Below are 26,700 nucleotides of genomic sequence, written 5' to 3' on the forward strand. Positions count from 1 at the left end.
ACTCATCCCAACAACACAGGAGAGAACAGAAATGCACTCCCTCACCACGCGCCAAGGCCTCGGCATCGCCGCTGCGATGACGCTCGCCGCCGGCGTGCTCGTCGCCCCGACCGGCGCGGCGGCACCCGCTGACCCGAACGGATCCACCATCGACCCCGGCGCGGCCACGACACTGACCGTCCACAAGTGCGAGCAGACCGACACCAACGGCGTCAAGGAGGGGACCGGTAACGAGGAGCCCCAGGCCGAGTGCAAGCCCGTCTCCGGCGTCGAGTTCACCATCACCAAGCTGAACGTCGACCTGACGACCTACAAGGGCTGGAAGCAGCTCGCCGACGCCAAGGGCGACGTGCTCAAGGCCGGTGCCCTCAAGACCGGCACCGTCCAGAAGATCACCACCGGTGGTGACGGTCTTGCCGCCTTCACCGACGCTCAGACCGATGTCGGCGCCTACCTCGTCAGCGAGACCAGAACCCCGGACAAGGTCATTCCGGCCGAGGACTTCGTCGTCACCCTGCCGATGACCAACCCGCAGGACGCCACCGCGTGGAACTACAACGTCCACGTCTACCCCAAGAACACCCTCTCCGGTGTGGACAAGCGGGTGACGGACAAGCCGGCCCCCGGCTCCGGCCACGACCTCACCTACACCATCACCACCTCCATCCCGAAGGTGGACTACCCGGGCGGGGCGCGCATCAACCGCTACGAGGTCGTTGACCAGCTCGACAAGCGCATCAAGAAGGACGCCCTGGCCCCGGTCGTCAAGATCGTCGGCCAGAAAGAGGTGACTCTGGAGAACGCCACCGACTACACCGTCATCACCGCTGATGGCACCGACCACAACTGGGCGACCATCCAGCTCACCGAGGAGGGCCGCCGCAAGGCCGCCGAGGCTCGCTACAACGGCAACGGCGAGACCAAGGTCCAGGTGACCCTGACCGCCACGTTCGACGCCAACGTCAACCTGGAGGGAGACCTGTCCAACACCGCGGGCCTCATCCCCAACGACAGCCCCAACTTCACCTGGGACCCGAGCCGCCCCGGCACGAAGGTCCCCGGTATCCCCACCACCCCCGCGCTCTCCAAGTACGGCAAGGTGGTCGTCACCAAGACCGGTACGGACGATCTGGCCGACAAGACCAAGTACAACGGCGCCCAGTTCCAGGTCTACGAGTGCACCAAGACCGCGAGCGGTGCCACGTTGCGTGACGCCGACCCCAGCACCTCGACCGTCGACCCGCTGACCATCGGTGGGCAGAAGACCTTCACCACCTCCGGCCAGGGCGTCGTGGAGATCAGCTACCTGCGCGCCAACGACTACGTCAACGGTGTGGCGAAGTCCCAGGACCAGCTGACCGACGAGGACCACTACTGCCTCCTTGAGACCAAGGCGCCCGAGGGGTACACCCTCCAGGCCGACCCGATCCCCTTCCGCGTCATGGCTGAGAAGGCCACGGCCAAGGCCCCGACCGAGATGACCGTCACCGACGTGCCGAAGAACGCCGGCTTCCGCCTGCCGCTCACCGGGGCCAACGGCGTCATCTTCCTGACCGTCGCGGGCGCCCTGCTGGTGATCGGTGGTGCGGTCTCCGCCTACGCCAACAAGCGCCGTCACACCGCCAGGCACTGACCGCTCCTGACAGCCATGAGGCCACGAGCCCCATACGGCCGTCATCCTGCTGACTGCTCACTGTGGGGGAGGCGGGAGAACCCGTCTCCCCCACGGGGTGTTGCAGGGATCCTCCCTCCCCGTCGTTGACCCCCTACCGATCCCCATCCGTCCCTCGCAGCGAGCTCCGCAGACAACCCCACGAAGGAAGGCACGGCTCTCCGTGACAGCGCCACTCCCAACACTTCATGACCGCATCCCCCAGATCACCCGGCCCTGCACGAGTCGGGTCGAGAAGGGGCCCGACGACGCGACCCCGCAGCCCGGCCCGGGCGAGCCGGTCCCCCCTAGGGCCGGCCCGCGCAAGGCACCCCGCCGCAAGGTCCTGCGCGAGCGCTTTCTGACCTGGCTCCCACTGGCCCTGGTCCTGCTCGGCGTCGCCGTTCTCCTGTACCCGGTCATGGCGACTCAGCACAACAACGATGAGCAGCAGCGCCTGGCCACGATGTACACCGCCTCCGTGAACGCGGCCGGGCCGGAGGCCATCGCCGCGGAGCGCGCCTCCGCCGAGACCTACAACAACAACCTGGAGAGCGCGCCGATCCTCGACCCCTGGCTCGAGCTGCAGCGTCCTGACACCCCCCAGTACCAGGCCTACCTCCATGAGATGGACATCGACCCGGTCATGGCCCGGATCGTCATCCCCTCCGTCCACGTGAGCCTGCCCGTCTACCACGGCACTGACAGCCGCACCCTGGCGGAGGGAGTCGGGCACCTGTTCGGCACGAGCCTGCCGATCGGCGGCCCCTCCACCCATGCAGTCCTCACCGGTCACACCGGGCTGCCCACCGCGACCATGTTCGACAACCTCAGCCAGGTCAAGAAGGGTGACGCCTTCTACATCTCCTCCCTGGGGCAGACCCTCAAGTACGAGATCACCGACATCACGGTCGTCAAGCCCGACGAGACCGACTCCCTGCGCAAGGTCCCCGGACGCGACCTGGTCACCCTCATCACCTGCACGCCCTACGGCGTCAACTCCCACCGTCTCCTGGTCACCGGTGAGCGCGTCCCCATGGATCCCACGGCCGCCGCGGCCGAGGAGGCCAAGGCCCTGCCTGCCTCCATGCAGACCTGGATGAAGGCCATCATCGCCGTCGTCGTCATCATCATGACGATCGTCACCGGCATCCTCGTGCGCCTGTGGTGGATGCGTCGTCGCCGGAGCCCCCGGGGCGCCGGAGGTCGGACCGCCAAGGACTCGGCCTCCACGGCTCGGACGGTTGAGCCGCCGGACCCCGGGGACGGAGTCCCCCTACAGGCCGATCAACAGCGCCGCCGGCGAACAGGAGGATGACCCGTTCAGTGACGTGCAGGCGCGCGAGTCGTGAGCAGTCCCGCACAGGAATCGCTGCTGACTTCCTATTGGTTGGTGCGAGCAAGAACTTACGATCGGCCGGTGGCCTCCTTTCAGTCGCAGACCTCCCGCTCCCTGGGACAGCTGCGCCTGCGTGGAGGCCTGCTGGCCCTGTCCTGCCTGGCGGCGACGCTCGGTCTGTGGGGGCTGTTCGTGTTCACCCACACCGGCCAGGTCCTCGACGCCATGGCCCTGGAGGGCTCGGAGATCGGCTCGCACTACGTGAGCGCCCACGCCCGCACCCTGCTGTCCGTGGTGTCCATGCCCGCGGCCGTCGTCCTCGTGGTGACGATCCTCGTCATCGGTCTGCTGCGGCGCAGCCACCGGCGCGCCGTGTGGGCCGTCGTAGCCGTGGCCGGGGCCAACCTGACCACTCAGGTCCTCAAGTACCAGTTCCTGTGGCGGCCGGACTTCAACATCACTGAGCGCTGGGACAACGCCAACACCCTGCCCTCGGGGCACACGACCATGGCGGCCTCCGCCGCGGTGGCCCTCATCCTGCTGTCGGGGCGGCGCTGGCGGCCGCTGTCGGCCTGGGCCGGGGCGCTGTTCACCATCGCCATGGGCTACTCCACCCTCGTGTGCCAGTGGCACCGCCCCTCCGACGTCCTGGCCGGGATCCTCGTGCCCGTGGCCTGGGGCGCCCTCGCCGTGGCCGGCGGGGCCTGGCGCGCCTCCTGGTCCCTGCGTGAGGGAACCGGGGAGGAGGGCTCCGGTGAGGTGCCCGAGCTGACCACCGTGGGAACGATCCCGGTGACGGCCGCAGGACCGCGCCTGTGGCACCAGCTCGTCGGCAACATTCTGCTGGCCGTTACCGGCATCGTGTGCACCCTGGGGGCGCTCGGCCTGGGGGTCTGGGTGTGGCGGCACCTGGACGGCCCGGACTCGCGCTGGCAGCTCTTCAGCGCCTACGCCACCGGGTCGGTGGCCGTCGTCGGCGTCACCTGCCTGTTCCTGTCCGCGCTCGTCTCGCTCACCGACTGGGGCCGCACCCGCCGCAAGCACGCCCCCCGCCACCGCGACTGACGCGTATCCGGCCCCTACTCCTCGACGGCGGCGGCCGGGAGCCTGACGGTGAAGGTGGTCCCGTGGTCCTCGGGCGCGGTGGAGGAGTCGACGTCGATGCTGCCTCCGTGGGACTGGACGATGGCCAGCGCGATCGACATGCCCAGGCCCGTCGAGCCGGTACGCCGCTCACGCGAGGAGTCCCCCCGGGCGAAGCGCTCGAAGAGACGGTCGCGCACGTCCGGGGCGATCCCCGGGCCGTCGTCGTGGATGCGCACGATGAGCGTGTCGCGCTCGCGCGCCAGCGTCGCGGTCACATGGCTGCCGGCGGGGGTATGGACCCGGGCGTTGGCCAGAAGGTTGACAATGACCTGACGCAGGCGGGCCTCGTCGCCGATGACCAGTGGCGGCTCGGGCAGGAAGTCCTCGGCCTCGTCCGCCGTGGCGTCGGCCGGCGGCTCCAGGACGGCCAGGTCCAGCCGCCAGTCGTGGTCGGGGCCGGCCGCACGGGCGTCGGCCACCGTGTCCACCAGGAGACCGACCAGGTCCACCTCCTCGCGGCGCAGCTCGCGCCCGGCGTCCAGGCGGGCCAGCAGCAGCAGGTCCTCGACGAGCGCCGTCATCCGCACCGACTCGGAGTGCACGCGCTCCAGGGCGTAGGTGGCCTCCTCCGGAAGGTCGGCATCGGCCCCCTCCCGGCGGATGAGCTCGGTGTAGCCGCGGATCGAGGCCAGCGGTGTGCGCAGCTCGTGGGAGGCGTCAGCGACGAACTGACGCACCTGCGTCTCCGAGCGCTGGCGCGCGGTCAGAGCGGACTCCACGTGCCCCAGCAGCGTGTTGAGGGCGCCGCCGACCTGCCCGACCTCGGCCGAGGAGTCCAGGTCCGCCTTCTCCACGCGGTCCTCGATGCTCACCTCGCCGCGCTCCAGCGGCTGAGAGGCCACGCGGTGCGCAGTGCGGGCCACCCGCTCCAGCGGCGCCAGCGCGGAACGCACCATGGTCCGCCCAGCCAGGGCCACCACGAGGGCGCCCACCAGGGCCACCGCCAGCTCGATGAGCAGCTGGGTGCGGATGAGCCCCTTGTCCCCCTCCAGGGAGAGCCCGGTGATGACCGTGCTGCCCGAGGCCTCGTCACGCGTGGCCACCACCCGGTAGGTGCCCAAATGGTGCAGGTGGACGGTGACGGGGTGGTCCTCGGTGGCCTTGGACAGCAGCAGCCGGCAGTCCTCCTTGGAGATGGCCGCGTAGTGGCCGTCCTTGTCGATGTAGGCGGCGGCCTCGCTGCTGGAGGCCGACGTCTGCGCCGTGATGAGCGTCAGCGTGCCGGTCGACTGCCCGGCGGCGTCAAGACCTGGAGGGACCCCCTGCTTGCCGGGGTCGCCGTCGGCCCCGCCCGCCCCGTCGGGCTGGCCTCCCGGTTTCTCCGTGCCCTCCTGGACCGCCTCATCGGAGGCCTTCCTGGCCTCCTGCGTCAGGTCGTGGCGCTTGTCGGCGGCACGCTGAGCGGCCGCCATCAGCTGACTGTCCGTCCGCGCCATGAGGGTGTGGCGCAGGCTGACGGTGGAGAAGGAGCTCATGACTGCCGCCATGACCAGGACCAGCCCGAGCACTCCGACCACCAGCCGGGTGCGCAGGCTGCGAGGAGGCGTGAGGAGCGAGCCGGGCCCCCACGAGCGCAGGCTCATCCGCTGCCTGGTCGGTGCCGGTTGCTGGGACATCTGCGGGTGCTCAGGAGCGCTCGTCCGTGCCGGCCACCGGCTTGAGGACGTATCCGACGCCGCGCATCGTGTGGATCATGGGCTCGCGGCCCTTGTCGATCTTGCGGCGCAGGTAGGAGATGTAGAGCTCGACGATATTGGCCTGCCCGCCGAAGTCGTAGTTCCACACACGGTCCAGGATCTGCGGCTTGGACAGAACCCGGCGGGGGTTGCGCATGAGGTAGCGCAGCAGCTCGAACTCGGTGGCGGTCAGCTGGATCTCGTCGTCACCGCGCCAGACCTCGTGGGAGTCCTCGTCCATGCGCAGGTCCCCGACCTCCAGCAGGGAGGCGGGCTTCTCCTCGCTGGCCCCCGAGCGGCGCAGCAGGGCACGCAGTCGGGCCACGACCTCCTCCAGGGAGAAGGGCTTGGTGACGTAGTCGTCGCCGCCGGCGGTCAGGCCGGCCACGCGGTCCTCGACGGCGTCCTTGGCCGTCAGGAACAGGACCGGAACGTTCGGGAGGTGGCCACGCACCCGGCGCATGACCTCCAGGCCGTCGAAGTCGGGCAGCATGATGTCCAGGACGATGACGTCGGGGTCGATCTCCTGGGCGGATCGGACGGCTGCGATCCCGGTGCCGGCGGTCGTGACCTCCCAGCCCTCGTAACGCAGGGCGGAGGCGAGCAGGTCGGCGAGCATCTGCTCGTCGTCGACGACCAGGACGCGCAGGGGGGAGCCGTCGGCGCGGGTGAGGTTCTCGGTGGGGGCGTTAGTCACGTCGTCTATTCAACAGGAAGGCGCTGTGCTCGACCACAGCGCAACCTGTGTCTCGACTGTGTTACCGATCTGAGACCCAACGGTGACACAGTGACGCGTGTGCTGTGACATGCTTATGCGGTCATGCGTCTTGGTTGTTGATCTCCACATCCGCATGCACTAGGACGTTACTTCGTAGCGTAGCCCCATAGAGAGCGGCCCAGGGGTATCTCAGCCGTCCCCTCGTCCAGGGGGTGTCGCCGTCGGTGAGCCGGCGCCGACCTCGTTTCCCTCATACAGCAACAGCAGGAGAGTCATGGAATACGTCGATGGCAACGAGCGCCGCTTCGGTGCCGAGGACCTGTTCTTCTCAACGACGGATACCAAGGGCGTCATTCGCAGGACGAACCGGGTATTCGATTCGCTGTCCCGTTACAGCCCCGACGAGCTCGTCGGCTCTCCGCACAACATCATCCGGCACGACGATATGCCCGCCGGTGCCTTCAAGCTCATGTGGGATGAGCTGGCACAGGGGCGCTCGTCGTGCGTCTACGTGCTCAACCGGGCCAAGGACGACCTGGACTACTGGGTCTTCGCCACGATCGCCCCCCTGTCCGACGGCTACCTGTCGGTGCGCGTGCGTCCGACCAACCACGCCATGTTCACCCCGGTCAAGGAGATCTACGCCCGGGTACGGGCCGCCGAGCGCGCCTACGCCGAGGAGGGCCACGGGCGCCGGGAGGTCGCCGAGCACGGCGCGGCGCTGATGACCGAGGAGCTGGCGAAGCTCCAGTACCACGACCTGCACAACTTCGCCCGGGCCGCGCTTCCGCGCGAGCTGGCGCTCCTGGTCGTCGAGGGCGTCCGGGTGCCGCCGCGAGCCGAGTCCGACAACCCCATGTTCGCTGTCCTGCAAGCCGTCGCGGCGATCGAACGGGACACCGACGAGCTCATCTACCAGCTCGGCGAGTACCAGGAGCTCATCAACGGCCTGGGCTCCTGGGCCGGTGGGGTGCGCTCGGTCATTAACCGGGCCAACCGCGTGGGCTCCCTCATGGGGGAGGTGACCAGTCCCGACGGCGAGTCCTCCGTCCCCACCGTCTCCGAGCGCGTCAAGGAGCGCGGGGCTCAGGCCGTCGAGGTGCTCCGCCAGCTCAACTCATCCCTGGTGGCGCTCTACGAGGCGGCCTCCGAGGTGCGCTTCCGCAGCTCGATGATGCGTCTTCACACCCTCATGGCCGGCATCTTCGCCGCCGCCGTCCTGGACGGTCAGGAGGTGGAGTCCGCCGACGCCATCGGCGACCTCGCCGAGGCGATGCTCTCCGACCTGGAGGAGCTCGTGCCCTCCTGCCAGGAGGCCGCGAACCTGGCCGAGCGCCTGGAGAGCGATCTGCGCACCGTGGTCAGCAACCTCGACCGCGTCAAGCGACCCTTCCAGCGCTGGATCCGCGCCCTCCAGGACGAGGGAGTTCAGGCCCTGGTCGACGGCGTCGACGCCGAGGCCGCCCTGCAGGAGGCCATCGACGTGGGTGAGCAGGGCTTCCCGGAGACGGCCTCGCTGGCCGAGCTGGCCGCCAAGGCCCGAGGCGTCGTCGTGACCCTGGATGAGTCCGTCATTCGTGAGCGGGTGACGACGGTCCGCGAGAGTCTGAGCCGCCTGGGGGAGTAGTTGGTGATAATCCACAATATAGATTCCACCTCATTGGTGACAATGTCATAAATAGTCTTCCGCGGGCCCGCGCGTGTCATTAAGGTTCTTCCGGCACTGTGCGAGGAGCTAAGGAAATGGTCCTCGACGAGGTGCTCCCGCGAACCATCTACCATGAAGGAGAGCACCCATGGAGTCGCAGGTCGGGTACGAGCGCTTGTTCGATCCACAGGACGTCTTCTTTTCCACCACGGACCTGAAAGGTGTTATTCAGAACACCAACAGGACATTCGATACGCTCTCGCGCTACTCGCGTGATCGTCTCATCGGGTCTCCGCACAACATCATTCGTCACCTGGACATGCCGTCCGGCCTCTACCGCCTCATCTGGGATGATCTGAAGTCCCAGCGTCCGGCCTGCGGCTACATCACCAACCGTGCGGTGGACGGTCTGGACTACCGGGTCTTCGCCACGATCGTGCCGCTGCGTCAGGGGTACCTCTCAGTGCGGATCAAACCGATGGACACCGTGACCCGGAACAAGGTCGAGGAGGCCTACCGTCGGGTGCGTGGCAAGGAGCGCGATCTCGAGGCCCGGGGCGCCTCGCGCCACCAGCTCGGCGAGTTCGGCGGTCGCGAGCTGGCCGCGGAGCTGACGGCCCTGGGCTTCTCCTCGCTGCACGACATGACGCTGGCGACCCTGCCGCGTGAGGTGGCCGCCCTGGTCAACTCCGGGGTGCGCGTCCCGGCGGCCGCTCCCGAGAGCCTGGGTGCCGTGGCCCGGATCCTCAACACGGTGGCCGCCATGGAGAAGGACACCAACGCCCTGGTCTTCGAGCTCGACGAGTACCTGCGCCTCATCACCACCATGGAGGCCACTCACGACTCCGCTCGGACGGTGGAGGCGCGGGTGGGTCGCATCGGTCAGCTGGTCTCCCACGACGCCGGCAACAGCGCCCAGACCAAGACGCAGATGCTCGCCGAGCGCATCGCCGAGCTCACAGGGGCCGCGGGATCGGAGCTGACCGGACTGCCCTCGCGCCTGCAGGTCCTGCACCAGTCGGTCACCGAGCTGCGCTTCTCCGTGGCCCTCATGCGCCTGCTCACCCTCATGGTGGGGCGCTTCGCCCAGTCCATCCTCGACGGCAGCGAGGTGGACGCCGTGCACTCCCTGACGGACCTGTGCGAGGCGCTCGAGTCCGGCTTCCGCGGACTGGACCCCGTGCTGCGGGCCGTGAGCACGCAGGTCGCTCAGCTCAACGACGCCCTGCACACGGTCACCTCCAGCCTGGACCGCGCGGCCCGGCGCCTGGGCCAGTGGGTTGACCTGCGTGGTGGCGGAGCCGGCTCCTCGGGCTCGCCGGTCGTTGATGAGGTCGCCCAGCTCGCCTCGCGCGGCTTCCCCGAGGTCCGCTCCTTGGCCGAGCTGGCCGCTGAGTGCCGCGGACTGCACCTGCCTTACGACGAGAACATCGCCGCTCAGCGCCTGGCCGCCGTGCGCAGCGCCCTGGCCGAGCTCATCTGAGCCCCGTTCGAGACTCAGCCGACGATCTTCGGGAACCTGCGTGGGGGACGAGGGTCGTGGCGGGGCGCGATGCTGGACGGCCGCCCGCTGAGAGCCGTGCGCCGGCGGGTGATCTCGTCGAGACGAAAGTCGTTTCTCCAGACACTGCCGGGTTGGAAAAGGTGGGTGGTGCGTTACAGTCGGCTGAGAGCCGGCACGAGCCGACTCCCCGCCGTCCCCTTCGTCGAGGGCCCGGACCGCCCGGATCGTCACGATCCAGAGGAGACCGCCGGGACCTGCAGACGATGTGAACCACCCGCAGACCCACCAGCCGCGGCCAGCCGCGCACCACCCCTGAGGAAGGCTTTACGTGTCCACCAAGCTCGTCATCGTGGAGTCCCCCAACAAGGTGCGCTCCATCGCCGGCTACCTGGGTCCGGAGTTCGACGTCGAGGCCTCCGTGGGGCACATCCGCGACCTGCCGCAGCCCTCCGAGCTGCCCGCCACCATGAAGAAGGGACCGTACGGGAAGTTCGCGGTCGACGTCGAGGACGACTTCACCCCCTACTACGTCGTCAACCCCGACAAGAAGAAGACGGTCGCCCAGCTCAAGAAGGCCCTCAAGGAGGCCGACGAGCTCTACCTGGCCACCGACGACGACCGCGAGGGCGAGGCCATCGCCTGGCACCTGCAGCAGGTCCTCAAGCCCAAGGTGCCGGTGCGCCGCATGGTCTTCACCGAGATCACCCGCGAGGCCGTCACCCGGGCCCTGGACAACACCCGCGAGCTGGACATCCACCTCGTCGACGCCCAGGAGACCCGTCGCATCCTGGACCGCCTCGTGGGCTACGAGGTCAGCCCGGTCCTGTGGCGCAAGGTCCGCGCCGGCCTGTCCGCCGGGAGAGTCCAGTCGGTGGCCACCCGCCTCGTCGTCGAGCGCGAGCGCGAGCGCATGGCCTTCCGCTCCGCCTCCTACTGGGGGGTGGAGGCCATCTTCTCCACCGTCCTGTCCGCCGTGGACGTCACCGCCCGCCAGGACGCCTCCTTCACCGCCCGGCTCGTCACCCTCGACGGGCGGCGCGTGGCCACCGGCCGCGACTTCAACGACGACGGTCAGCTGCGCCCCGCCGCGCTCAAGGCCTCCGTCGTCCACCTCCACCAGGTGGGGGCCGCTGCCGTGGCCGAGGGCATCGGTCGGGGAGAGCCGCGCGTGGCCGGCGTGGAGGACAAGCCCTACAAGCGCCGCCCGGCCGCGCCCTTCACCACCTCCACCCTCCAGCAGGAGGCCTCCCGCAAGTTGCGCATGAACCCGCGCGAGACCATGCGTGTGGCGCAGGGCCTCTACGAGAACGGCTTCATCACCTACATGCGCACCGACTCCACGGTCCTGTCCGGCCAGGCCGTGGCCGCGGCCCGCTCGCAGGTGGCCGAGCTCTACGGGGCCGAGTACGTCCCCGAGCGCCCCCGCGTCTACGCCTCCAAGTCCAAGGGCGCTCAGGAGGCCCACGAGGCGATCCGCCCCGCCGGCGACCACTTCCGCACCCCGGCCCAGGTCTCCGGCGAGCTCACCGGCGCCCAGTTCCGCCTCTACGAGCTCATCTGGAAGCGGACCGTGGCCTCCCAGATGTCCGACGCCGTCGGCTCGACCGCCACAGTGACCGTCGAGGTGCCGCTGACGCCGGTGGCCGGCGAGTCGCGCGACTCCGGCCCCACCTTCTCCACGGCCGGCCTGACGGCGTCAGGCACCGTCATCACCTTCCGCGGCTTCCTGGCCGCCTACGAGGAGGGGCGCGATGCCGAGCGCTACCAGGACGACTCCGGCGCCACCGCCAAGGACTCCAAGGACGTGCGCCTGCCCGCGATGATCTCCGGACAGGAGCTGGCCCCCCTCGCTGCCGAGGCCGCCGGCCACGAGACCACGCCGCCGCCGCGCTACACCGAGGCCTCCCTGGTCAAGGCCCTCGAGGAGCGCGAGATCGGCCGCCCCTCGACGTATGCGGCCACCATGTCCACCATCTCCGACCGCGGCTACGTCGACCACCGCGGCCAGGCCCTGGTGCCCACCTGGCTCGCCTTCGCCGTCACCCGGCTGCTGGAGGAGAGCTTCGCCGAGCTCGTCGACTACGACTTCACCGCCTCCATGGAGCGCGACCTCGACCGGATCGCCGCCGGTGAGGAGGACCGGGTCGCTTGGCTGCGGCGCTTCTACAACGGTCAGGGCGGCGAGGTCGCCCCGGAGGTCGCCCAGGCCGCCGCCTCGGGCGATCTCGATGCCGCGGCCGCCGCGCTGCGAGCCCAGGGGCTCAAGGGCCTGGTGGACAACCTCGGTGAGATCGACGCCCGCGCCGTCAACTCCATCGAGATCGGTGAGGGCATCACCCTGCGGGTGGGGCGCTACGGCCCCTACCTGGAGGATGCCGAGGGCAAGCGCGCCAACGTGCCGGCCGACCTCGCCCCCGACGAGCTGACCGTGGACAAGGCCCGCGAGCTCTTCACCCGCGCCGCCGACGACGGCCGCGAGCTCGGCGTCGACCCAATCAGCGGGCACGTCATCATCGCCAAGGACGGCCGCTACGGCCCCTACGTCACCGAGGTCCTGCCCGACCCGGAGGAGACGGCCGGGGCGGAGGCCTCAGACTCGGCCGCCGCAGCCACTGAGGCCGGGCAAGCGGTGACGAAGACTGCGAAGACGGCGAAGTCCACGAAGACGAAGAAGGCGAAGAAGACCGCCAAGCCCAAGCCCCGCACCGCCAGTCTCCTGCGCTCCATGGACCTGTCCACCGTGACCCTGGAGCAGGCCCTGGACCTGCTGAGCCTGCCGCGCGTCGTCGGGCAGGACCCGGAGTCGGGGGAGGACATCACCGCCCAGAACGGCCGCTACGGGCCCTACCTCAAGAAGGGCACGGACTCGCGCTCCCTGGAGACCGAGGAGCAGATCTTCACCGTGACCCTGGAGCAGGCCCTGGAGATCTTCGCCCAGCCCAAGCGGCGTCGAGGGCAGGCGGCCGCTCGCGGGCCGCTGCGAGAGCTGGGGAAGGACCCGGCCACTGACAAGCCGGTGGTCATTAAGGACGGTCGTTTCGGCCCCTACATCACCGACGGGCAGACCAACGTCACCGTGCCCCGCAGCGAGGACCCGGCCACCATCACCGCTGAGCGGGCCTTCGAGCTGCTCGCGGAGAAGCGCGCCAAGGGCCCGGCCAAGAAGCGCACCACGCGCAAGACCACCACGCGCAAGAGCGCGGCCAAGAAGACGACGGCGAAGAAGGCCACCGCCACCAAGAAGACCACCGCCAAGACGGCGGCGAGCAAGGCGGCCGCCTCGAAGGAGGACTGAGAGGCCGCGGTGGCGGTGTAAGCCTCTGGCGTTGGTGCGAGCCGCTGGCCGCCGCCGTCGGTCTTGGCTGGGGGCATTCCAGGTGCCGGGGTGCGTCTTCCTCCGGCCGGGGACGGTCCACGCGGCCGGGGACCGGATTCCTGTCCCCGACGGCGTCGGATGTCCCCGGCCGCACACAAGGGTCCCCGCCGGCGCAGAGCACTCCCGAACGTCCGGGCGCAGTGGTCCGTGATCCTCCCTGCGGCCCGTGTCGCAGTTCTGCGACAGCACTGCGACGAGGAGGGGACAACCGGCCGGTATTGTATTTTTTGTACAACTCCCCGCTTGATTCCTGAGAGGAACCCATCATGCGACTGCCTACGATCGTTCTCGCCGTTACCGCGGCCATGGCCCTGTCCTTGAGCCTGGGGGCCTGCTCCTTGTCCGTCAACGGTTCCGGCTCCGGTGACTCCGCATCCCCGGCCGCCGCCCAGTCCGAGCAGAAGGACTCTCAGAGCGCTGACTCCAAGGGCTCGACCAAGACCTCTACCCAGGGGGCCGCGACGACCAGCTCCCAGCCCTCCTCCGGTGGCTCGGCTCAGGCCACCGCAGCCTCCACCAACAAGACCGGCGACCACGACGATGACAAGGATGGCGACGACGCCCCCATCACGGATCCCACCTGGAAGGACATCCAGAGCAAGGGGCAGCGCACCGAGGTCTCTGGCGACTACGTCGTTCAGGACTCCACAGGCACTTTCAACCTGGTGGGTGACCTCAACTCCCTGACGGTCCAGGGCTCCGACGTCAAGATCGCCGCCGAGGACGTCGACACCCTCACCGTTCAGGGCTCCAACGTCACCGTCTACGCCCGCGACATCGACCACCTCACCATCCAGGGCTCGGGCGTCACCGTCCGCTGGCTGGGCGACGACCCCGAGCACCAGGACCTGGGATCGGGCAACACCATCGGGAAGCTCAACCAGTGAGACTGCCGTGACTCAGACTGCCGCACCGGTTCCCTCCGCCACTGTCCTGCTCGTCGATGACGAGGCCCCCATCCGCCGCTCCCTGGGTCCTTACCTGGAGCGCGGCGGGTACCGGGTCCTGCTCGCCTCGGACGGGGCGGAGGCCCTGGACCTCCTGGCGTCCTACCAGGTGGACATCATCGTCTCCGACGTCCTCATGCCCAGGATGGACGGGCGGGAGCTGGTGCGGCGGGTCCGGGCCGCTGGGGCCTGGACCCCCATCATCCTGCTCACCCAGGTGGACGCCTCCTACGAGCGGGTCTCGGCCCTGGACGACGGCGCCGACGACTACCTGTCCAAGCCCTTCGACCCCGCCGAGCTCGCCTCCCGGATCCGCGCGGTGCTGCGCCGCACCCGTGGTGTGGCCCAGCCACTGACCTCCGCCCCCCGGCTCATGGCTGGGGAACTCGTCCTGGAGCGGACCTCGCGGCGAGTGACCCTGGCGGGGCGCGAGGTGACGCTCACCCCGAAGGCCACGATGCTCCTGGACTACCTCATGAGCCATCCCGGCGAGCTCCACGCGCGCGAGGAGCTGCTGGCCTCCTTGTGGGGCATCGACTTCGCCACCTCAACGCGCGCCGTCGACCACCGTGTCCGTGAGATCCGCCAGGCCCTGGGCGACGACGCCGCCCACCCTACCTACATCGAGACGGTCCCCTCCGTCGGTTACCGCTTCCGGGCCGAGGTCCGGGCATGAGCCGACCGCCGATGCCGCCGCAGCTGCCGCCCTCGGTCCCGCCGCGCGCGGCGCCCGCGCAGGACGGGCGCACCAGGTACCTGGAGCCGGCGGTGGACATGGGTGGGCCGCGCACCATGCCGGTCACCCGGCCCGCAGTGCAGGCAGCGCAGGCTGTGCAACCGCCCAGCCACCCGTTGGCGGGCCAGCCGGCGGACAAGCGGCAGCCGGTGGCCGCTGCTCAACCCGTCGAGCCCTTGGCCGGGGCCGCTGCCGAAGCCGCCCTGACACCTCTGGACCCCACCACCGAGAAGCCCCGGCGAGCCGCCTGGATCGGATGGGCGCTGGCGGTGTTGGTCGTGGCCGTCGCGGCGGTGGTCTCCTACGCGGTCCTTGGGCTGGCCCCGCTGGTTGTCTCGACGGCGGTGCCGCTGGTGGTGGCGGAGATCGGGATCGTTCTGCTGCTGCTCGCCCTGGCCGCGACCGTGATCCGCCGCAGGCTGCACCAGGCGGAGCAGCAGGGGCGAGTTCAGGCCCAGGAGGAGGCGTGGTCCCGTCACCAGCAGTTCCTGCGCCGGCTGGACCACGAGCTGAAGAACCCGCTGACGGCGGTGCGGGCCGCCGTCGCCGACCTGCCGCAGGCCCCACCCCACGAGCTGCAGGCCCGGGTCGACGTCGTCGACGCCCAGGCCCGCCGCATGGGGCGTTTGGTGACGGACCTGCGCAAGCTGGCCGACCTGGAGACGGCTGCGCTCTCACTGGAGGACGTCGATATCGCCGAGACCGTCTACGACGCCGCCCAGGCGGTCGGCGAGGAGGGGGCGGCGCGTGGCGGCGGCCCCAAGATCCGTCTGGATCTGCCGCAGGTGCCGTGGCCGTTGTCGCATGTGCGCGGCGACGGCGATCTGCTGTACTCGGCCGTTTACAACGTCATCTCCAACGCCTCGAAGTACACCCAGCCCGGCGGGACCGTGGAGGTGCGCGGTCGGGAGGAGTCCGGCCTCGTCACCATCGAGGTGGCCGACACCGGGATCGGGGTGCCGCAGGCGGACCTGCCAGCGGTGTGGAGTGAGCTGGCCCGTGCCGGTAACGCCAGGGGCCTGCCGGGCTCGGGGCTGGGGCTCGCGCTGGTCTCCACGATCGTGCGCCGCCACGGCGGCAGTGTGCGCATGGCCTCCCGTGAGGGCGTGGGGACCCGGGTCTGGCTGAGCCTGCCCGTGGCGGGGCCGCCGGCGGCCTCCTGAGCTGGATCCGAGCCTCAGCATACGCGGGCGGATCTGTGGGGGTTGCGGTAAAGTGACTTGAGAATGGATGATCGTAGCGAACCCAAGGAGCCTCGATGAGCGAGAATCCCCCTCCTGCCGATTCGAAAGATGGCAAGTCAGATGATGGGAAGGTCGACAATAAGAAGTTGATTGCCATTAATAATATTCTTTCTACGGCGAGGACCTCGCAAACCAATCTTCGTGGATGGTCGCCGGCATCAGGGGGCTCTGTTGAGACCTTGAAATCGGGGCTTGATGGGATATGGGACTCTCCGGTGGCGGAGACATTGTCTGCAAAGATGACCGCGGCCGTCAACTCTGTTGATTCTGATTCTGGAGTTATGGCTACGATCATTAATGACCTTGGTTCTGCGGCGTCACAGCAGGAGCTGGATCCGGGGAAAAAGGTTGATCCGAACGAGCATTCAACAGAAGCGAACTGGAAAATATTCTAGTCCACTGCAATTGGTGTCCACTGAAAAACTGAATTACGGAATATTGTGAATCATGGCATTCTTCAAAATTGATCCCGAAAAAGCTAAGACCCAGGAGAGTCGCCTGAATGAGTATGGCGCGTTTGTTGCCTCTCAAAGGTCTAAGATCTACAAATCTAGTGAGAATAACTCTCACCCCGTAGGCACGGTGGAGGAGGCTGCGCGCGCTCACGGTGGGACTCCTGGCGCTTCTGGCGGTAATTCCGGAAGCGCGGGCCCTTCTTCTCCCGATGGGTCCTCAACTCAACCTGATTCATTGGGGGGAGATGGGTCATCATCGACACTGGACGGATGCGCTTCCGCCATCATTGGTTTGGCCACTGAGCTGAATGCTCGTAGGACAGAGGTCGTGAACCTCAATTCTAACGGGATTGATAACAAGAATCCCGATGGAACTTACTCTTACTACCTGCCTGACCCTCCTGAGGGAACAACCGACACTGCGGCCTATTGGGCCAGCATGGATACCGCTTCTAACGTTAGGACATACAATACGCAAGCCGCCGCCAGCGCAAAAAAGCAAGCGCAGGAACTTCAAACGGCGGTAAACTCTGGTGACGCGGAGAAAGCCGAGAAACTCAGAGCGGAAATAGAAAAGCATCAAGATGTCCCTGCGTACGGAGCCTCATTTGTTAAGTCTGTCGGAGGTGCACGAGCCTACCTCAACCTGGTCAACAACGCTAATCAGACGTTCGCGAGAGACCCCAACAAAATCCAACGCATGACAGACACCCTCGGACACCTCCTGGGCGGGGCCTCGCAGCCCAGTGTTGGCGGGGAGCAGTTAGGAAAAGAATTCGGAGCAGAGATCTATGCTTCAAAATCTCCGAATGATGCAGCAGCGTTCAACGCGCTTGTGACAACGACTGGGACTAAGTTTGGTTCCGATTTTATTCTTAATGCAGCGGACGTCCTTGAGGAAGTCGATCCAAAGACCATTTCTTCCGGATCTACATACTTGTCTACCGAGTATTCAACAGATCCGCTTGCTGGTGTTATGGAGCTCATGGCCAAGGATAAAGACCTTTCTCTGGCTTATCTTAGTGGAAAAGGGTCAGTCGATAAGGATGGAAATTGGAATCCAGACAAGGACACTCAGCATCGATGGGAAAAGCTCACCTCTCGTGACTGGGACGCCATTCCGGTTCCGAAGTTTTCCAAGCGAAAAGGCGCACGTCCGATCGAAAATTTTTCGGCCGCACTTGCTCAAGCCTCATCGTTCAGGAATCCCGACGCTGATCACCCCAACGCTGAAAACGATGCACGGGCAACGTATGCAGCCGCAAAAGGGATGAAGTATTTCGCTAGCGATAAATGGCCTAAAGAGAAGTTTTCGGAAGCGATGCAGAAGAATGTGGCTACCGTTGTTGCCAACTCTCCTGAAGAGCTGGCGGCAGCGAGTTCCGGCAGTTCATACTCAGGGTCCGGGGATGGGCCGGGTCTTAACAAATGGGGAGTTGACGCCAAAGATATTTCGACTCTTGTATACAGGTTCGGGAACAATTCGGATGCCATGGCGACAGTGTCTGTTGCTGCTGGAAAATATCACGGAGAACGAATTGAGGCTGCCGCTAGCGCCGCTAAGAATGGATCTGGAGAGGAAGACTTTAAAAACAAGTATCAGCAGAGTGCAGCAACGACGGCATACTTGGAGCAGCTTTCTAACATGCGTTTTGATGATGACATCAAAAAGAATAAGGCTGATGCAGCTAAGATAGAAGAACAGCGAAATAAAACTGTTGGTACTTCGATGGCCGTTGCGAACACTGCGATCGGTTTGATGATCAGTGCGGCAAGTGCAGGAACAGGGGCTCCAGCTGCGTACTCTATCGCATCGAACATCACGCAACCGATGACAACTGATTTTATATTGAAACAGCTGGGTTCCCCCGAGGTTGATACAACTAATTCGGCCGAGAACTCTTACAACCGTCGCAAAGCTCAAGGGTACGCAATTGTTCTTAATCATGAGATGGCTTCAGGGGAAGGCGTGAAGCCATCGCCTGAGCATAATAAAACGGGATGGTATCGTGAGGACGCCAATGGGCGTCCGTCGATTGATGCGAACTCTCTTAGCAATGAGCAGGTAGCAGAAATGTTAGAGTGGAAGAATAACGGAGTTGCGGGTGACAATAACTTGAGGCCCTTGAACGGAGTGGAGTCATCTGTTGCCGATGGCCAGGTTGATGCTGAACATCAAGTTGCAGGAGGTAAGGCCGCTGCGGCTCCGAGAACAAACTAAGTGGTTTGGTTAGTGGATGCTATTGAGGTAGATTCAAAGGTGGGGCGTATGCGACGTTCGTTCATGGGCTTGAGTTGTGCAGTTGCCGCTGTCTTCCTGTTCTCGGGGGTCACCTCATGCGTCCGGGGTGATAGCAAGGGGGGAGGGGACTCCAGTACTCCTTCTGATAGCGCTGTGTTTTCTGCAGATGACACCCTATGTGAAGTGGTCTCGAATCGATTGCTGCTAGAGGGGCTGTCCTTCCATTCTGAAGAGTATGTGTACCGTCACAGTAATGATTCCACTGACCCGACCAAGGTACCGCAAGAGAGTGCTTTCTACTGTACGATCACTGGGCACGAGAGCGGTGACGATAACCCGTCTTCGCTACTTATCGCATATGCTCCAGGTGGTCTCCTGAGTGTGGATAGTGGGCACTTGTTCAGTGATATCGAAGCTGAGGGGCACGATCGGCTGGTCCTTGATGATATCGAAGGACGAGGCTACATGTGGGCGCATGACGATGGGATCTCTGTCGCCTGGCTGTACCCGGATAACCATGCACTTCAGGTGGAGCTCGTGTACAACCACTTTTCAGGACACACGTATGGACCGAAGTCGCTCGAAGGGATGAAGGCTTTGGTTCGGGAAATGATCCCTGCCATTCCACCAGTTGCTAACGGGCCAACTCTGAGGCGCACGGAGGTGCCATAGGCGAAAGCGTCGTGTCTGCTGCGCGTGGTGGGGCGTGCCCGCGATGTCGTCCCTGCTGCGTGGGTGGATTCAGTTCTGGCGGGGGTTCTTGCTGTTGGTGGTGAGGGTCTGGACCTCGGCGACAGGCAGGTTGATGGTGTTGGTGGCGGTGACTGCGGGCAGGTCGCCGCCGGAGCCGTCGGTGGCGGTGTAGGTGGCCGAGTAGGCCACGGACACCGTCAGCGGGGTCGTGCCGCCCAGGTGCGCCGAGCTGCGGTTGAAGGAGATGGTGCAGGGGCTCGACCCCTCAGGCATTCCCGAGTGCCAGGCGACCCCGAAACCCTGACATGAGGGCTTCCCGTCGGGGGCGGAGAGCTGGAGACCGGCCGAGGCTGCCGTGACTGTCGCCGACGTGGCCCCTGCGGAAGCGGTGACGGTCACCGAGCGCGAGGTGTTGCCCGTGGCCCACACCCAGGTGTCCATCCCGACCAGGGTGGCGCCCTGAGAACCGACCTTGGGGTTGGTCTCAATGGTCGGTTGCGGAATCTTCACCGCCTTCCACGCCGCAGTCGCGAGCGCGCGCCCGGAGATATAGGGCGCCGGCGGCTTCCCACCGTTTTCGCTGTCCGGGATCCACAGATAGGTTGCTCCATTGGGGGTCATGCGGTTGCGAGCTGCTTGCATGGCCGCCAGGTTCTCAAAGGCATCCTCATTGCATTTTACTCGCCACCAGGTTCCCGGTTGCATGTCTTCCTTTGATCGCTTGTAGCCAGAATATACCTTTTCGACTTCGTCCTCTTTGTTCTTCGTGCCTTGGTCCTGGAGATCCCAAGCGTCTCTGCCTACCTGCGATTGATCTTCTTGCTTCTCGTAGTAGCAGGAGGGCTTGACGCTTATGGACGTCGACGACGAGACCGTTTCGCCTCCACCGCCTCCGGATGAGGCTGTTGTGTACTGCTCGGTGATGCTGACAGAGATCTCCCCGCCGCCCGCACTCTGGGTCGAGGAGGCGGCCACCTGACTGCCTCCTGTCGCGCTGCCGTCCTTCTCGGCGTGTGCAGTTGGTGCTGCTGCTAGACCGGATATCAGTAGCAGAAATGCGGATCCCATTGCTAGAGCTTGCCTGCGCATCGGAAGTCCTCTCACTAGTTCACCGAACAGGTGTTGGGAGTACCGCTATCTTCTTGGCTAGCTCTCCACGTGCCGTCGGTCCCCTGTGTCATAAATGCAATGATTGGTTTGTAGATTTGGATTTTGGGGTTGGTGTTGTCGTTCCCTTGGGCGTCAACAGTGGTCATCTGTGTCTTATCAAGACATGCTGCGATAGCGTAACCATTTCCGTCTTCGGAGGCGCTCACCTCACTCACCGATATTCTCACTGGAGGTCGTGATAGTTGGCCGTTCGTCTTAGCGGCGTTATGTTTAATTTCCGTCAACAGCTGGCCTGTCGCGACGGTGTCCATGGTGTCGAGGCCCTCGTTTCTGAACCATAGGCGCCAGGTCGCCCTTTCGTAGGCGAAGTAGGCGCGCAGGACCTCGGTCTGGGTGGGGTCGAGGTTCGCGGGGATGGAGACGACCGTGTACCCCAGGTCCGGGTCGGACATCGACTCCGGGGTCACGGGGCCTGTGCCGGCGGCGCTGCTCGCGCCCGGCGATGCCGAGGCCCCGGCCGACGCCGTCGCACCGGTGGATGTGCTGGCGCCACTGGCTGCGGTGTTCAGTGGCGGCACGGTGGTGCTGCCGCCCTTCGGGCTGCTTGACGAGCACCCGGCCAGCACCAGGCATCCTGCGAGTAGCGCGGTGCCAGCGACACCTGTGAATCGACGATGAGAACCACGCTGTCCCACGAGCACACTCCAATCGGTGATAGCCGGAATCAACCGGAAGGTCGTAGTGAACTGACTATACCCCGCACATCACATACGAGCCCGGACAGATCCCATCGATCCCCATGATCTCGCTGACCGACCTCAGCCTGCTCACCCAGTCCACCGGCGTCTTCACCCCGGACCTCACGCGCTCCATCACCTCCCAGCCCGGCGTCACCGTCAGGCCCGCCCGTCGCGACGCGAGTGGGTCGCTCGTCTCCGGCTCCACGGTCCTCGGCGGCCACGGCTCGATGACCACGAGCTCAGGATCAACCTCGGTCACCAACCTGGCCGCCGTCCTCAAGGACTCCAAGGCCCTAAGGTCCAGATCCAGGGGCGCACCGACTCCGTCTCCGACGACGTCTCCAATCAGACCCTCTCCGAGCAGCGGGCCAAGGCGGTCACCGAGGCGCTTACCTCCAACGGCGTCACCGCCTCGATCGAATCCGTCGGCTACGGCGAGACCAGGCCGGTAGCCCCCCAACGAGAACCCTGACGGATCCGACAGTCCCGGCGGTCGCCGCCTCAACCGCCGTGTCGAGGTCTTCGTCCCGGCCTTCTGAGCCGTCCGGCCAAGGGTGCCGGCGCAGCTGAAGGTGGAGAAGTGCTTGACTCCACCGTGCACCTACTGTCTATAGTGTGTATGTACAGAAGGAGTTGCCATGCCGCTCTCGGTCGTCCTGTCCAACACGGCGGGAGTTCCCATCTACGAGCAGATCGCCCAGCAGGTCAGGGATGCGATCCTGACAGGCCAGGTGGAGGCGGACGAGATGCTGCCCTCGATCCGGGCTCTGGCCCGGGATCTGCGTGTCAGCGTCATCACCACTACCCGCGCCTATTCCGACCTCGTCACTGACGGCTTCCTGGCCAACGTCCCTGGCAAGGGCTACTTCGTCCTGCCCCGGGACTCCGAGCTGGTGCGCGAGCAGGTGCTGCGGGAGGTCGAGGAGCACCTTGACCGGGCCGTGGAGCGCGCGCGCCTGGCTCAGCTCAGCGACGAGGAGCTCCACACCATGCTTCAGACCATCATCACCACCTCCACCACCTCCAAGGACAAGCAGTGAACCCCGTCGAGATCTCCCACCTGACCAAGCACTACCCGGACTTCAGCCTCAACGACGTCACCTTCTCCGTCCCCGCCGGATACGTGACAGGCTTCGTCGGGGCCAACGGTGCGGGGAAGACCACCACCATCAAGGCCGCCCTGGGCATGATCCACCCGGATGCCGGCTCAGCCACCACCATGGGCCATGAGCGCATCGGCGTCGTCTTCGATGCCCCGCCCTACAACCCCGAATGGCGCCTGAAGGACCTGGGCCGTGGCATCGGGCGCTTCTACCCCGCCTGGTCCCAGGAGCGCTACGACGCCGAGCTCCAGGCCGCGGGCCTCACCCCCGCCAAGAGGGTCAAGGAGCTCAGCCGGGGCATGGGCATGCGCCTGCAGATGGCGGTGGCCCTGGCCCACGATCCCGAGCTGCTCATCCTCGATGAGCCCACCGGTGGGCTGGATCCTCTGGCCCGCACTGAGATGGTGGACATGCTGGCCCAGTTCATGGTGGAGGAGGGCCGTACCATCCTGTTCTCCACCCACATCACCTCCGACCTCGATCGGTTGGCCGACTACCTGGTCATCCTCAGCCGAGGCAGGGTCGTGGCCAACGGCACCGTCGAGGAGATCATCGGCTCCTTCCGACTCGTGCGCGGCACCCCCGAGCACCTGACCGACGCCGTGCGCCAGGCCAGCCTCGGGCTGCGCAGCACCCAGCTGGGCTGGGAGGCCATGATGCCGGCCGACGCCGCCGAGGCACTGGCCGACCGTATCGTCGTCGAGGCCCCCACCATCGAGGACCTCGCCGTGCACATCGCCAAGGAGGCGGGCCGTGAATGACCTCATGACCACGGATCGACGCGAGCACCCCGAGGCGGCCGCAGTGGCCGAGGCACCGGCCGACCCGATGACAACGGGCGCCGCGGCCGGGCCCGGACGGGTCGGTCGGGTGCTCTCCCTGGTGCGGCTCCATCTCCTGGTCCTGCGGGGCCCTGTGCCCTCCCTCCTCGGCCTTCTTCTCATTTTTGGTTCCTACGGCCTCATCATCGGCAGTATCGCCCCGGTCAGAGGATTCCTCGCGGGGACCGCCCTGGTCGGGGGCCTTTCAGGGGTCATGGCCGACCGCTCCGGCATCAACCGTCTGCTGGCCTCTCTGCCCGTCTCCCGGGCCGACGTCGTCAATTCCTACTGGGCGGTCGCGGTGCTGTTCCTCCTGGCCGCCTCGGCCCTCTACGCCGTCGTGGGTCTCCCTGTGGGCGTGACCCCGGGTGATCTGCTCGTCCTCCCCCTCGTCCTCATCACGGGCCAGGCCCTGGGAATCCCCGTATTCCTGCGCTTCGGGCGTGGGCGCGGCCTGCTCATCTGGCTGATCGCGATCGTGGTCCTGGTGGCGCTGGGTGTGCTGGTGCTCGGCTTCGGACCGATCCAGGACCTCGCTCTGGGGACGACGACGGGACGCGGCGTGCTCCTGGCGCTGGGGGCCGTCGCCCTCATCGGCCTGTGGGTCCTGAGCCACCGCCTCTACCTCAAGCAGGACCAGTGAGCGTCATGATGATGGGGGCTGTGCCGGTGAGAGGGCGGTGCATCGGCCGGGGCGCGCCGACTGGGCCGGCCCGTCCCGGAGGCGGCGGCGAGATGGCGCGCGCCAGGGTGGGGGCGGTGCTGCGACTCGACCTCATCGTGCTGCGCCGTCGTGGTCCGCTACTCCTCCTGCCCCTGTCGTTCGCGCTGTTCATCGCCATGGACGTCCTCGCCGGCAGGCTTCAGGCGGTATTGCTGGCAAGCATCGCCCTGGGGGTGTGCGCCCAGTACGCCCAGAGTGCCGTCGAGGCGGCTCACCTCATGGTGCGCCTCCACGGAGCGCTGCCGCTGCGACGCAGCGAGCTGGTCGGTGCCCGCTGGATCGAAGGACTCGCCCTGGCGCTCCTGTCCTGTCTGGTCTGCGTGCCGGTGGCCGCTCTCACCGGTGACTGGGGCGGCCTCGTGGCCGGCCTGGTCGTCATCTGCCTGTCCGTGGCCCTCGGGATGCCCCTGTTCCTGTGCCTGGCCCCCGAGCGGGCCCTGTGGATGTGGGGGCTGTGCCTGGGGATGGGAGCCGGCGCCCTCTACGGCGGCACTCCGCTGCTGGCAGGACCCGCGACTGAGGTACTGCGCGAGCCGGTGCCCGCGGTGCTGGCTGCCCTGGCCTGCCCCGCCCTCCTGGGCGCCTCCCTGGCGGTGGCCCTCCGCTGGTACGGGCGCCAGGACCACTGAGAGGGTCGCCTCAGAGCACCAGTGGCGGTGGCCGGTAACGATGTCGCCTCACGGAAAGGGCGTCGCCTCGCCCAGTGCGCTCGCCGGCGACCGGTCAACGCTCCCAGGGCCTTCCCCATGGACCGTTACCCTGGGCCCGTGACCACCGCTGCCCCGCCCGCTGCTCCCGGCGCCCCCGTTCCGCCCACGTCCGGCCCCGGTCTGTTCATCTCCTTCGAGGGAGGAGACGGCGTCGGCAAGACAACGCAGATCCGCATCCTCGCCGACCTCCTGGCCGCAGCGGATGTCGACCACATCCTCACCCGCGAGCCGGGCGGCACGGAGCTCGGCGTCGAGATCCGCCGCCTCCTCCTGCACGGCGGGCACGTCGCCCCGCGCGCCGAGGCCCTCCTGTACGCCGCCGACCGCGCCCACCACATCGCCACCCGCGTGCGGCCCGCCCTCGAGCGCGGCGCCGTCGTCCTGGCCGACCGCTACCTCGACTCCTCGGTCGCCTACCAGGGCGCGGCCCGCTCGCTCGGCCCCCAGGAAGTCCGTGACCTGTCCCTGTGGGCCACCGAGGGCCTCCTGCCGGACCTGACCATCCTGCTCGACGGCGACCCCGCCCTGGCCGAGCGGCGCACCACCGGCCGCGGCGCCAAGGACCGCCTCGAGCAGGAGGGGGACACCTTCCGCACCTCCCTGCGCCGGCAGTTCCTCACCCTGGCCCAGGCCGAGCCCGAACGCTTCGTCGTCGTCGGCGCCGACCGGCCCGTCGACCAGGTGGCCGACGACGTCATCGAGGCCGTTGTCACCGTCGTGCGCCGCCACGGCGTGCACCTCGCCCACGGCGGCCACCAGGGCGTGCTCCTCGGCCTGGAGGCCTTCGTGGAGGCCGCCGCCCGCCGCAGTGCCGCAGGACCGGATGAGGAGGCGCGCTCATGAGCGTGTGGGAGGACGTTGTCGGTCAGGAGAGCGCCGTGGCCGCCTTCACCGCCGCAGCCCGGGCCGCCCGCCAGGTCACTGAGCAGCGAGAGGCGCAGGCCGACGCCGGTCTCGCCCCCGAGGCGGCGCGAGGCGCGGACAGCCTGCGAGGAGGGGGAGCGGGCTCAGGAGCGACGTCGCCGGTCGGGCTCGCCATGACCCACGCCTGGCTGGTGACCGGACCGCCCGGGTCGGGCCGCTCGAATGCCGCCCGAGCCTTCGCCGCCGCCCTGCAGTGCACCGGTCCCGTGCCCGGCTGCGGGCAGTGCAAGCCCTGCCGCGACGTCATGGCCGGATCCCACCCCGACGTCGTGCGCCTGACCACCGAGAAGCTCATCATCACCATGGAGGAGGTCAAGACCCTCATCGGCGAGGCCCAGCGCCGACCCTGGACCGGTCGCTGGCGCGTCATTCTCGTTGAGGACGCCGACCGCATGGCCGAGCGCACCACCAACGTCCTGCTCAAGTCCATCGAGGAGCCCCCGCCCCAGACCGTCTGGCTGCTGTGCACCCCCAGCGCCGACGACGTCCTGCCCACCATCCGCTCCCGCTGCCGCCTGGTGACGCTGCGGATCCCACCGGCCGACGCCGTCGCCGAGCTCCTCGTGCGTCGCGACGGCGCCGACCCCGAGCTGGCCGCCAGGGCCGCCCGCGCCAGCCAGTCGCATATCGGGCTCGCCCGCCACCTGGCCACTGACGCCGACGCCTGGGACCGACGCCGTCGCCTCCTGCTCGCCCCGGTCTCGCTGCGCAGCGTCGGTGACGCCGTCCTGGCCGCCGCCTCCCTGGTCGATGCCGCCGAGTCCGAGGCCAAGGAGGCCACCGCCGAGCGCGACGCCCGTGAGAAGGCCGAGCTCACCCGTGCCCTCGGCCTGGAGAGCGACGGGAAGATCCCGGCGGCCCTGCGCGCCCAGATCCGCCAGCTCGAGGAGGACCAGAAGCGCCGCGCCAAGCGCGCCCGCACCGACGTGCTGGACCGGGCCATGATCGACCTGCTGTCCTTCTACCGCGACGTCCTCACCACCCAGATGGGCAGCGACGTCGAGCGCGTCAACCTTGACCTGTCCGACGCCGTCGACCAGGCCGCCCGCACGACGAGTCCCGAGCAGTCCTTGGCCCGCATCGCCGCCATCGAGGAGTGTCGCAGCCGCCTGCGCTCCAACGCAGCCCCCCTGCTGGCCGTCGAGGCCCTCATGGTTCAGCTGCGCCCCCAGGCCGGAGGAAGGTGAGCGCCA

General features: G+C 67.2%; 22 protein-coding genes. 19 read left to right on the forward strand and 3 right to left on the reverse strand.

What is annotated here, in order from left to right:
• Window positions 1-31: 31 nt before the first annotated feature.
• From FBF36_RS01460 to FBF36_RS01470, 3 genes are all read left to right on the forward strand, one after another.
• Window positions 32-1,633: a SpaH/EbpB family LPXTG-anchored major pilin gene (locus tag FBF36_RS01460; RefSeq protein WP_009397288.1), complete on the forward strand. Its 1,602-nt coding sequence runs from the start codon at window positions 32-34 to the stop codon at window positions 1,631-1,633.
• 202 nt (window positions 1,634-1,835) lie between these two features.
• Complete coding sequence (locus tag FBF36_RS01465; RefSeq protein ID WP_225792424.1) at window positions 1,836-2,969, forward strand: class C sortase; 1,134 nt, start codon at window positions 1,836-1,838, stop codon at window positions 2,967-2,969.
• Window positions 2,970-3,071: 102 nt separating this feature from the next.
• On the forward strand, window positions 3,072-4,055 hold the full coding sequence (locus FBF36_RS01470) for a phosphatase PAP2 family protein (protein WP_009397290.1): 984 nt from the start codon (window positions 3,072-3,074) through the stop codon (window positions 4,053-4,055).
• Between the two features lie 14 nt (window positions 4,056-4,069).
• Here the strand turns inward: FBF36_RS01470 and FBF36_RS01475 are convergent, their stop codons facing one another.
• Both FBF36_RS01475 and FBF36_RS01480 read right to left on the reverse strand, forming a co-directional pair.
• A complete protein-coding gene (locus FBF36_RS01475; protein WP_138137059.1) occupies window positions 4,070-5,719 on the reverse strand; it encodes a sensor histidine kinase in 1,650 nt (549 codons plus the stop codon).
• A 43-nt stretch (window positions 5,720-5,762) separates the two neighbouring features.
• Window positions 5,763-6,509 (reverse strand): response regulator transcription factor, encoded by a 747-nt coding sequence (locus FBF36_RS01480; RefSeq protein WP_009397293.1) that lies wholly within the window; start codon window positions 6,507-6,509, stop codon window positions 5,763-5,765.
• A 295-nt stretch (window positions 6,510-6,804) separates the two neighbouring features.
• Here FBF36_RS01480 and FBF36_RS01485 point away from each other — a divergent pair, with 295 nt between their 5' ends.
• The 8 genes from FBF36_RS01485 to FBF36_RS01520 all read left to right on the forward strand — a co-directional run bounded on the left by FBF36_RS01485 (window position 6,805) and on the right by FBF36_RS01520 (window position 18,661).
• Window positions 6,805-8,157, forward strand: coding sequence for a diguanylate cyclase (locus FBF36_RS01485; RefSeq protein ID WP_009397295.1), 1,353 nt, complete (start codon window positions 6,805-6,807; stop codon window positions 8,155-8,157).
• A 169-nt stretch (window positions 8,158-8,326) separates the two neighbouring features.
• The gene (locus FBF36_RS01490) at window positions 8,327-9,661 is read left to right on the forward strand and encodes a PAS domain-containing protein (RefSeq protein WP_009397296.1); all 1,335 of its coding nucleotides are present in this window, start codon (window positions 8,327-8,329) and stop codon (window positions 9,659-9,661) included.
• A 349-nt stretch (window positions 9,662-10,010) separates the two neighbouring features.
• Window positions 10,011-12,977, forward strand: a complete 2,967-nt coding sequence (gene topA, locus FBF36_RS01495; protein ID WP_009397298.1) for a type I DNA topoisomerase — start codon at window positions 10,011-10,013, stop codon at window positions 12,975-12,977.
• A gap of 347 nt (window positions 12,978-13,324) precedes the next feature.
• The gene (locus tag FBF36_RS01500; protein ID WP_009397299.1) at window positions 13,325-13,945 is read left to right on the forward strand and encodes a DUF3060 domain-containing protein; all 621 of its coding nucleotides are present in this window, start codon (window positions 13,325-13,327) and stop codon (window positions 13,943-13,945) included.
• Window positions 13,946-13,952: 7 nt separating this feature from the next.
• On the forward strand, window positions 13,953-14,681 hold the full coding sequence (locus tag FBF36_RS01505; protein WP_009397300.1) for a response regulator transcription factor: 729 nt from the start codon (window positions 13,953-13,955) through the stop codon (window positions 14,679-14,681).
• Complete coding sequence (locus FBF36_RS01510) at window positions 14,678-15,904, forward strand: ATP-binding protein (RefSeq protein WP_225792425.1); 1,227 nt, start codon at window positions 14,678-14,680, stop codon at window positions 15,902-15,904. The genes FBF36_RS01505 and FBF36_RS01510 overlap by 4 nt, the downstream gene beginning before the upstream one ends.
• Window positions 15,905-15,999: 95 nt before the next feature.
• Window positions 16,000-16,380: a hypothetical protein gene (locus tag FBF36_RS01515; RefSeq protein ID WP_138137061.1), complete on the forward strand. Its 381-nt coding sequence runs from the start codon at window positions 16,000-16,002 to the stop codon at window positions 16,378-16,380.
• 52 nt (window positions 16,381-16,432) lie between these two features.
• The gene (locus tag FBF36_RS01520) at window positions 16,433-18,661 is read left to right on the forward strand and encodes a DUF6571 family protein (RefSeq protein ID WP_009393335.1); all 2,229 of its coding nucleotides are present in this window, start codon (window positions 16,433-16,435) and stop codon (window positions 18,659-18,661) included.
• Window positions 18,662-19,423: 762 nt separating this feature from the next.
• Here FBF36_RS01520 and FBF36_RS13765 read toward each other — a convergent pair.
• Window positions 19,424-20,464 carry a hypothetical protein gene (locus tag FBF36_RS13765; RefSeq protein ID WP_034490910.1) on the reverse strand — a complete coding sequence of 347 codons (1,041 nt, stop codon included), beginning with the start codon at window positions 20,462-20,464 and terminating at the stop codon, window positions 19,424-19,426.
• A 435-nt stretch (window positions 20,465-20,899) separates the two neighbouring features.
• Between FBF36_RS13765 and FBF36_RS13225 the strand changes: the two genes are divergently transcribed.
• From FBF36_RS13225 to FBF36_RS01565, 8 genes are all read left to right on the forward strand, one after another.
• On the forward strand, window positions 20,900-21,163 hold the full coding sequence (locus tag FBF36_RS13225) for a hypothetical protein (protein WP_192574987.1): 264 nt from the start codon (window positions 20,900-20,902) through the stop codon (window positions 21,161-21,163).
• 366 nt (window positions 21,164-21,529) lie between these two features.
• Window positions 21,530-21,697, forward strand: a complete 168-nt coding sequence (locus tag FBF36_RS13375) for an OmpA family protein (protein WP_225792493.1) — start codon at window positions 21,530-21,532, stop codon at window positions 21,695-21,697.
• A gap of 166 nt (window positions 21,698-21,863) precedes the next feature.
• The gene (locus FBF36_RS01540) at window positions 21,864-22,265 is read left to right on the forward strand and encodes a GntR family transcriptional regulator (protein ID WP_009393341.1); all 402 of its coding nucleotides are present in this window, start codon (window positions 21,864-21,866) and stop codon (window positions 22,263-22,265) included.
• On the forward strand, window positions 22,262-23,089 hold the full coding sequence (locus FBF36_RS01545) for an ABC transporter ATP-binding protein (RefSeq protein ID WP_009393342.1): 828 nt from the start codon (window positions 22,262-22,264) through the stop codon (window positions 23,087-23,089). Before FBF36_RS01540 ends, FBF36_RS01545 begins: the two co-directional genes overlap by 4 nt.
• Complete coding sequence (locus FBF36_RS01550; RefSeq protein WP_034490916.1) at window positions 23,082-23,792, forward strand: ABC-2 transporter permease; 711 nt, start codon at window positions 23,082-23,084, stop codon at window positions 23,790-23,792. The genes FBF36_RS01545 and FBF36_RS01550 overlap by 8 nt, the downstream gene beginning before the upstream one ends.
• A gap of 92 nt (window positions 23,793-23,884) precedes the next feature.
• Window positions 23,885-24,502, forward strand: a complete 618-nt coding sequence (locus FBF36_RS01555) for a hypothetical protein (protein ID WP_225792426.1) — start codon at window positions 23,885-23,887, stop codon at window positions 24,500-24,502.
• 138 nt (window positions 24,503-24,640) lie between these two features.
• Entirely contained in the window at window positions 24,641-25,426 is a 786-nt protein-coding gene (gene tmk, locus FBF36_RS01560) for a dTMP kinase (RefSeq protein WP_138137063.1), read from the forward strand.
• Window positions 25,423-26,694, forward strand: a complete 1,272-nt coding sequence (locus FBF36_RS01565; RefSeq protein WP_138137065.1) for a DNA polymerase III subunit delta' — start codon at window positions 25,423-25,425, stop codon at window positions 26,692-26,694. The genes tmk and FBF36_RS01565 overlap by 4 nt, the downstream gene beginning before the upstream one ends.
• The last annotated feature ends 6 nt before the right edge of the window (window positions 26,695-26,700 follow it).

The sequence above is a fragment of the Actinomyces sp. oral taxon 171 str. F0337 genome (genome assembly GCF_005696555.1).
Taxonomy (GTDB): Bacteria; Actinomycetota; Actinomycetes; order Actinomycetales; family Actinomycetaceae; genus Actinomyces; species Actinomyces oris_E.

Excerpts from the sequence above, each read along its gene's own strand:
- FBF36_RS01475 (WP_138137059.1), bottom strand. The coding sequence starts at position 5,719 with ATGAGCCTGCGCTCGTGGGGGCCCGGCTCGCTCCTCACGCCTCCTCGC.
- FBF36_RS01540 (WP_009393341.1), top strand. The coding sequence starts at position 21,864 with ATGCCGCTCTCGGTCGTCCTGTCCAACACGGCGGGAGTTCCCATCTAC.
- FBF36_RS13765 (WP_034490910.1), bottom strand. The coding sequence starts at position 20,464 with ATGCGCAGGCAAGCTCTAGCAATGGGATCCGCATTTCTGCTACTGATA.
- FBF36_RS01485 (WP_009397295.1), top strand. The coding sequence starts at position 6,805 with ATGGAATACGTCGATGGCAACGAGCGCCGCTTCGGTGCCGAGGACCTG.
- FBF36_RS01555 (WP_225792426.1), top strand. The coding sequence starts at position 23,885 with ATGGCGCGCGCCAGGGTGGGGGCGGTGCTGCGACTCGACCTCATCGTG.
- FBF36_RS01515 (WP_138137061.1), top strand. The coding sequence starts at position 16,000 with ATGAGCGAGAATCCCCCTCCTGCCGATTCGAAAGATGGCAAGTCAGAT.
- FBF36_RS01510 (WP_225792425.1), top strand. The coding sequence starts at position 14,678 with ATGAGCCGACCGCCGATGCCGCCGCAGCTGCCGCCCTCGGTCCCGCCG.
- FBF36_RS01490 (WP_009397296.1), top strand. The coding sequence starts at position 8,327 with ATGGAGTCGCAGGTCGGGTACGAGCGCTTGTTCGATCCACAGGACGTC.
- FBF36_RS01500 (WP_009397299.1), top strand. The coding sequence starts at position 13,325 with ATGCGACTGCCTACGATCGTTCTCGCCGTTACCGCGGCCATGGCCCTG.
- FBF36_RS01520 (WP_009393335.1), top strand. The coding sequence starts at position 16,433 with ATGGCATTCTTCAAAATTGATCCCGAAAAAGCTAAGACCCAGGAGAGT.
- FBF36_RS01565 (WP_138137065.1), top strand. The coding sequence starts at position 25,423 with ATGAGCGTGTGGGAGGACGTTGTCGGTCAGGAGAGCGCCGTGGCCGCC.
- FBF36_RS13225 (WP_192574987.1), top strand. The coding sequence starts at position 20,900 with ATGGAGACGACCGTGTACCCCAGGTCCGGGTCGGACATCGACTCCGGG.
- FBF36_RS01460 (WP_009397288.1), top strand. The coding sequence starts at position 32 with ATGCACTCCCTCACCACGCGCCAAGGCCTCGGCATCGCCGCTGCGATG.